We start from the raw sequence: 6,514 nt of genomic DNA, 5'->3' as shown, positions 1-6,514 counted from the left end.
CGTCCCCGAAGTTCCAGCTGTACGAGGCGACCGTCCCATCAGCATCCGAGGACGCCGACCCATCAGCAGCAACCGTCAGATCCGTCGCCGTCACCGACGCAGCAGCCACAGGAGCCTTGTTCGGCACTGCTGCGGTCCCTCCGCCGAGGCGGTAGTGGTCCGCGACCTCAGTGGCCCCGAGGGCCCGTGAGTAGACGGCTACCTCGTCGATCGTCCCGGCGAAGAACGGCTGCGGACCCCAGGTGTTGTCGCTGCCGATCTTCCAGTGCCCGCTGTAGCCCTGGGCGCTTGTCTGGGGGTTCGTACCGACGGCCTTGCCGTCCACGTACAGGACCATCCCGTCGCCGGACTGTGTCGCCACCATGTGGTGCCACGTACCGTCGTTGTAGGCGTCCGTCGACTGCGCGAGATTCGTCTGGCCGGTCCACACACCGAACGTGAGGCGCCCGTCGTTCTCCATGTAGACGTGTCGGTCGTAGTTGCCCGACAGGCCGTTCGGATTGTCACCGAACCCGATCAGCTTGCCGCCATTGGCCGTCGTGGTGTTGAACCACAGCTCCTGGCTGTACACGCTGGGGTTGTCATAGCGCTTGGTGCTCGACAGCAGACCGGACGATCCGTCGAACTCCGCAGCACGGTCGGAGACGTCCTTCAGAGCGCCGGGCTTCCCCAGGGTGATACCGGAGACGTAGGTCCCGGGCACTCCTGCCTGGGAGGCATCGGCGGCGGTGGAGCCGTCGGCCTCGTTCAGTCGCCAGTAGAACTCCGGTTCAGCCGAGTAGACCGCTGCACCGTAGGCGTCGGCAGGCTTCTTCGGTCCGGCGACCTCGCGACCACTGTTCGAATAGTGCGCCTGGATCTGCGAGCGGGTGAGCTCGGTCGGATAGATCGCGACATCATCGATCAGGCCGTTGAAGTAGTAGCTGGCAGGCTGATTGGGCCAGCCGCCGAGGTTGTCACCTCCGACGCGCCAGACGCCCTGGAAGCCCTGACCGTTCGTCGTGTCGGAGCGCTTGCCGATGAGCACACCGTCGATGTACAGCGCCATCCCGGCCGGACCGAGCGACGACACCACGTGATGCCACTGTCCGTCGTTGTAGCTCTTCGACGAGTTGAGGGTGCGAACGGTGTTCGGATAGACGCCGAACCAGATGCGTCCCTCATTGTCCATGTACGTCTGACGGTCGTAGGAGCCCGAGTTCCCGGTCAGCGATCCGCCGTAGCCGAGGATCTTGCCACCGGACGTCGTGGTCGTCTTGACCCAGGCCTCCGACGTGTAGGTGTTCGGTGCCTCCTGCGGTGTGCGTCCCGCTGCTGCGCCGGTCTCCGTGCCGTTGAACGTGCTGGCCTTGTCTGCATCCAGGGCAATGGCCCCTGTCTCGCCGCGGGTCACACCGGCGGCGGCCGTCAGGTCGTTGAAGCCGGCCCAGTCGACGACGTTCGTTCCGCTCGTCTCTCCAAGGCGCCAGTAGGACGAGGCTCCGTCGTCGAGCACCGAGGTCGCGTACGGACTGACCGACCCCGCGGCGGCGATCGTCACTTCGACGCTGTCCGATCGTGCCTCGTTCCCGTACGCATCGAGAGCGAAGATCCGGTAGGTGTGCTTCGACCCCGGAGCCAGGCCCTTGTCGATGTAGCTCAGCGTGGGCATCTGCCAGAAGGTGGACTCGCCCGTCGTCTCGTGGATGGGCGCTGTCAGGTTGCCATCGCGGTAGACGCGGTAGGTCAGTTTCTTGTTGTCACGGTCCCAGTTCGAGGCCCAGCTGATGCGGGCCTCCCCGTCCTTGACGGAGATGACTGCCGGGTTGGCCGCCTTTCCTGCCTTCTCCGGCGCCTTGTTGTTGGTCGACTTGGTTCCGATGCCGAAGCGCACGAGGCCCTGCTGGCGGACACCGCTGACCGTCGGGAACTCGCCGCCCATGACGACGTACTCGGAGTTTCCCGTGACGGACCAGGTCGCCTGGTACTGGCCTGTGAAGGACCCGATGCTGAAAGTGGGCCACCAGTTGAGCAGGGCGGAGTGCTGGTTGCCTTCGAAGTTGCGGTACCCCTGGGTGTCGCGGGTGATGGTGGCCACCGGCGTCTTCCCGAAGGCGAGCGCGTGGTTGTAGCTCCGGGGGTTCGTCTCGGGGAAGCCCTGCACATTGCCGCAGTAGTGGGCGTGGCCGGCCGAGTAGACCACGTCCTGGGTGCTCCATACCGAGTAGGTGTCGCCATGGCAGTCCTCGAGCCAGTTCACGGCGCCGTCGGACCAGCGTGCTGCCACAACACCCTCGAAAGCCGTGCCGACTCCGTTGAAGTCGTAGCCGGACGCGTAGACGTAGTTGGCATCGGAGGTCAGTCCGGTGATAGCAGCACCCGTACCGGAGTTGTTGATGAAGCTGTTGACGGCCCACGGCTCGACGGCGGACGTTGAGGCGTTGATCGAGGCCCACCCTGCATTGGTGGCCCCGTTGACCGTCGTGAAGTTTCCGCCGACGACGACCTTCGTGCGATCGGGTGAGACGACCATCGACGTCACGTCGCCACCGGTGACCGTCGGGTTCCAGGGAAGCAGCGCGGCGTTGGTCGGCGAAACAGCGGCAACCTTATCCCGCCGTGCTGAGCCGACGCCGGTGAACCATCCGCCGAGGTAGACCGCGTCCGGCGTGGCCACGATGGCATTGACCCTGGAGGCGACCAGTGGTGCGAAGCTCGTGATCAAGGCACCGGTACTCGCATCGAGCGCCGCGACGTAGCGACGGTCCGTGCCGTTGACCTGGGTGAAGGCGCCACCGACGTAGATCCGCTTGCCGTCGGGTGAAGCGGTGACGCTTCGAGCCTGCGCATTCAGCGAAGCGTTGAAGCTCGTGATCAACGCTCCGGTCCGGATGTCGAAGGCGAGGATATTCGCTCGTGGAGTCGTGTTGACGCCGGCTGCAGCGCCCGCCGGCCGGGCCGTCGTGAACTGTCCGACCGCGTACACGGTGTTCCCGATGACGGTCTGTTGCCAGACGACGCCGTCCACCTGGACGGTGGGCAGGACGTCGGGCGACGCCGTGACCGGTGAGCTCGGACTGGCCGGGTCTGCCGGCCGGCTGTCAGCCGCCGCCGGGAGCGCCGACAGACCGACGAACGACACGCCCATCAGTGCGGCGACGATGCCGGACATCAGGCGGACCGAGCGGCGCGCGGGCACGACGGCCGATGAGGCGACCCTGGAGCGGTCGAAGAGTGTCATTTCTTTCCCTTGGCTGGAGGCGCGGTGCCTTCGAAGACGGCGACGGGCGCGGAGACGCTGTAGTTGACGAGCACGGACACGCGGGCCCGCTTGTTCGATCCGACGACGAACACGTAGTCCGCTGTTGCGGAGGCTCCCGGTTCGATCGAGGCGGGAAGCGTGGTGGCTCCCGAACCCCTGAGGGCGAGGCCCGGCACGGCATCCGGTCCGGCTTCCATGTCCACGAGGACGCCGGAGGTATCTGCTGCATCCGCGCTCGTGTTGGTGAGGGTGACGGACACCTTGACGGCGTCGCCGGCCACCTCGCCCGGTTCGTCCGCTATGCCCTGAACAGCTGCAAGACCGGCCACCGAGACGGTCAGTCCGTCGAGCACCTGGACCTTGTCCGTCATCCTGACCGGCTTGTTCTTCTTCTGGGGGGTTCTCCCCAGCTCGGCGTCATCCGCCTTCGGCTTCGGCGGGACGACTCCCACGCCCTCGTTCATCGCGGGGGCCTTCGTCTTGGCAACACCGGACGAAGTCGCCGCTGCGCCCGCGGCAGCTGGACCAGCCGGATCCTTGGAAGCAGCCGGGCTCGGTGCCTGTGCAGGTGACGGCGTCTCTGCCGCAACGACCTTGCCAGGCTGGTTCTGCGATGCGAAGACGGCCTCGTAGGCGGACGACGGTGTCACGCCTGTGAGTGCCAGTGACCCGGTGAGGGCCACGCCGGCGGCGATGGCCCCTAGGGCCACTCCCCTGGTCCTCCTGGTGGAGGGCTTGCTGGGTTCGGTGTTCATGATTGCTCTCTGATGACGGAGGGAGTAATGACGGGACCCGCACCCATGAATCCGCTGATCTCGCGGAACCATTTGCGCAGGGCAAGACAGAGGAAGAGGAAACTGCCCACTGTGAGAAGTGAGAACAGGGCGAGGAACAGCCCCGGCGCGCTGAGCAGGACGAACGAGATGCAGAGGACGCCATAATCCATGGGAAGGACGAGGAGGCCGGTGATGAGGTCTTTGATGCCGCCGGACGCTGCGGTGATCCCCGCATGTCCGTTCTGCTTGCGCAGTTGTTCCGTGAGGATCATCCCGAAGAACGTCGCGCTCGCCACGACGGCGTAGACGAGTGGTACTGCGAGCCAGGCCCGAGGAAGGTCGGTGCGCTGGAGGCACACGAACACCGCGATCGGCAGTGCGGTGGTCTTGATCGCGTCGACGATGTGGTCGAGCCACTCCCCTGCCGGTGTTCCGCCACCCCGGAGACGGGCCACCTGCCCGTCCGCGGAGTCGAAGGCGTAGCCGAGGACGAGCGCCCCGGCGACGGCCAGGCCGAGTGGCAGCGACGGTGGAAGGACCAGCAGCAGGAGGATCGCTGCGGCGGTGAAGGCCGCGCTGATCCCGGTGACCGCGTTGGGGGTGAGGCCGGCCCGGTAGGCCCAGGCGGCGAGGAGCCTGCCGAGCTTCCGGTTGACGAAGCGCGAGTAGGCCGGAGCCGTCCGCGACGTACCCTTCTGCGCCGACGCCAGGCGTGCGACCGTCCCCCAGTAGCTCTCATCCGCAGAATCCCGGACGGGGACGGTGGCCGTCATGCTCGCACCGGCTCGTGCTCGGTGACAGCGGCGTCGAGCGGGAAGGCACCGGAACGGCGACCGCGGGCGCCTCGACGTCCGACGAGCGACAGGCAGAGCTGTTCGTAGCCCTCGGCCACCCGGTCCCAGTCGTAGGCGAGGGCATCGGACTGTGACTTCTTGCCCCGCAGCAGCGCCTCCGATTCGTTCTCCTCGGCTGCGTGGACGAGTGCCGGGATGGCGGCGGCATCGGCGAAGTACTCGCCGTTGACGCCCAGCACCTCGCGGTTGAAGTTGACGTCGAACGCGTTGGTGGCCACCCCCGCGCCCATCGCGCGCAGGAGCGACGGATTGGTGCCGCCCACCGAGTGCCCGTGCCAGTAGATCCGGGCATTGGCGTACAGCTGGTCGAGGAGTTCCTGGTCCCACACCCCGCCGATGAACCGCACCCGCTCGTCGCCCAGGGATTCGACGAGGCGCGTGTATTCGTCGGAGTACGGGGCGGACCCGACGACGACCAGTGGCAGCTCGGCGTTGCTCCTGACGTACCCGTCGACGATCACATGGACGTGGTTCTCCGGTTCGAACCGGGCCACCACCAGGTGATAGCCCCCGACGACCAGGTCGAGTTCGGCCAGTCGATCAGAGGCACCGGACTCGAGGATGGGTGCTCCGTAGGCGAGGTAGGTGCTCTCGACGCCGAACTCCTGGTGGTAGTAGTCCTGGATCCCGGCAGCATCGGCGATGAGGGCGTCCGACCACCGGACGGCGAGCGACTCGGCCGCCCGGTAGTAGCGCTTGCCGAGCGTGCCCCACTTCGCACGCTTCCACTCGAGCCCGTCGACGTGCGTTGCCACCGGGATACCGGCTGCGCGTAGGACGGGCAGCCAGGGTGAGTTCGCCGAGTTGAAGACGACGGCGACGTCGGCCCGCTTGAAGAAGAGGTGTCCGGCGGACAGGCCCGTATGGCTCAGGGTCTCGAGCGAACGCTTCTTCAGGGCGGGCAGGTAGACGAGGGTCATGCCCTTGTATTCCGTCTCGGAGTGGTTGGTCTCCGCCGTCGTGCGGCAGTAGACGACCACCTCGTGACCGCGGGCGGCGAGGCGCTGGCCGACTTCCTCGACGCAGGTCTCGAATCCGCCGTAGCGGGCGGGGACGCCGCGCGTCCCGACCAGGGCTATACGCAACGGTTTCGATCGAGAGGACAGCAGGTACATGGTTTGACTCCCAGTCAGGTCGGTGGCGACTCCGCGTCGGAGCCGGTACTACGGTGTGAAGTGTCAGAGAGCGGCTTCGTGGACGGCCGGAGCGTTGAGGAGCTCCAGCGTCCGCCGCAGGAAGGTGCTGGAGGTGTGGACGGTGTAGGGGAAGTAGACGACCTCCACGCCGACCCGGCCGAAAGTCTCCTCGAGGGCGAGACCCTTCGGAGTGCCTTTCCAGTCGTCCCCCTTGAAGAAGACGTTGAAGCCGAGCTGCTTCCACATGTCGTACTTGGTCGGCTCGGTCTCGGCGACGGCGCGATCGACGAACTGGACGCTCTGGACGATCTCCAGGCGCTCGATGAGCGGGATCACCGGGCGCTTGCCCTTGTTCTTCTCGAGGAGCTCGTCGGAGACGACACCGGCGATGAGGAAGTCGCACTCACTCTTCGCATGGCGCAGCAGATTGAGGTGGCCGACGTGAAAGAGGTCGAAGGCGCCGGCTGCGTAACCGATGCGTATTCCCATGGAGGTTCCTTTGGTGCG

Annotated in this window: 5 protein-coding genes; all 5 read right to left on the bottom strand. The window is 66.4% G+C overall.

What is annotated here, in order from left to right; translation table 11 throughout:
• The coding region (locus tag FNH21_RS12005) for a LamG-like jellyroll fold domain-containing protein (protein ID WP_152815843.1) at positions 1-3,220 on the bottom strand (3,220 nt) is incomplete at its 3' end.
• Positions 3,217-3,996, bottom strand: a complete 780-nt coding sequence (locus FNH21_RS12000; protein WP_152815840.1) for a hypothetical protein — start codon at positions 3,994-3,996, stop codon at positions 3,217-3,219. The genes FNH21_RS12005 and FNH21_RS12000, both read right to left, overlap by 4 nt.
• Positions 3,993-4,790: a CDP-alcohol phosphatidyltransferase family protein gene (locus FNH21_RS11995; protein ID WP_152815837.1), complete on the bottom strand. Its 798-nt coding sequence runs from the start codon at positions 4,788-4,790 to the stop codon at positions 3,993-3,995. The genes FNH21_RS12000 and FNH21_RS11995 overlap by 4 nt, the downstream gene beginning before the upstream one ends.
• On the bottom strand, positions 4,787-5,986 hold the full coding sequence (locus FNH21_RS11990; protein WP_152815834.1) for a DUF1972 domain-containing protein: 1,200 nt from the start codon (positions 5,984-5,986) through the stop codon (positions 4,787-4,789). Before FNH21_RS11990 ends, FNH21_RS11995 begins: the two co-directional genes overlap by 4 nt.
• 63 nt (positions 5,987-6,049) lie before the next feature.
• Positions 6,050-6,496 (bottom strand): FAD synthase family protein, encoded by a 447-nt coding sequence (locus tag FNH21_RS11985; protein ID WP_152815831.1) that lies wholly within the window; start codon positions 6,494-6,496, stop codon positions 6,050-6,052.
• Between the last annotated feature and the right edge of the window lie 18 nt (positions 6,497-6,514).

It is taken from the genome of Arthrobacter bussei (genome assembly GCF_009377195.2).
GTDB lineage: Bacteria > Actinomycetota > Actinomycetes > Actinomycetales > Micrococcaceae > Arthrobacter_D > Arthrobacter_D bussei.
The sequence above is the reverse complement of the archived record's forward strand: the minus strand, read 5'-3'. Positions and strand labels throughout refer to the sequence as shown.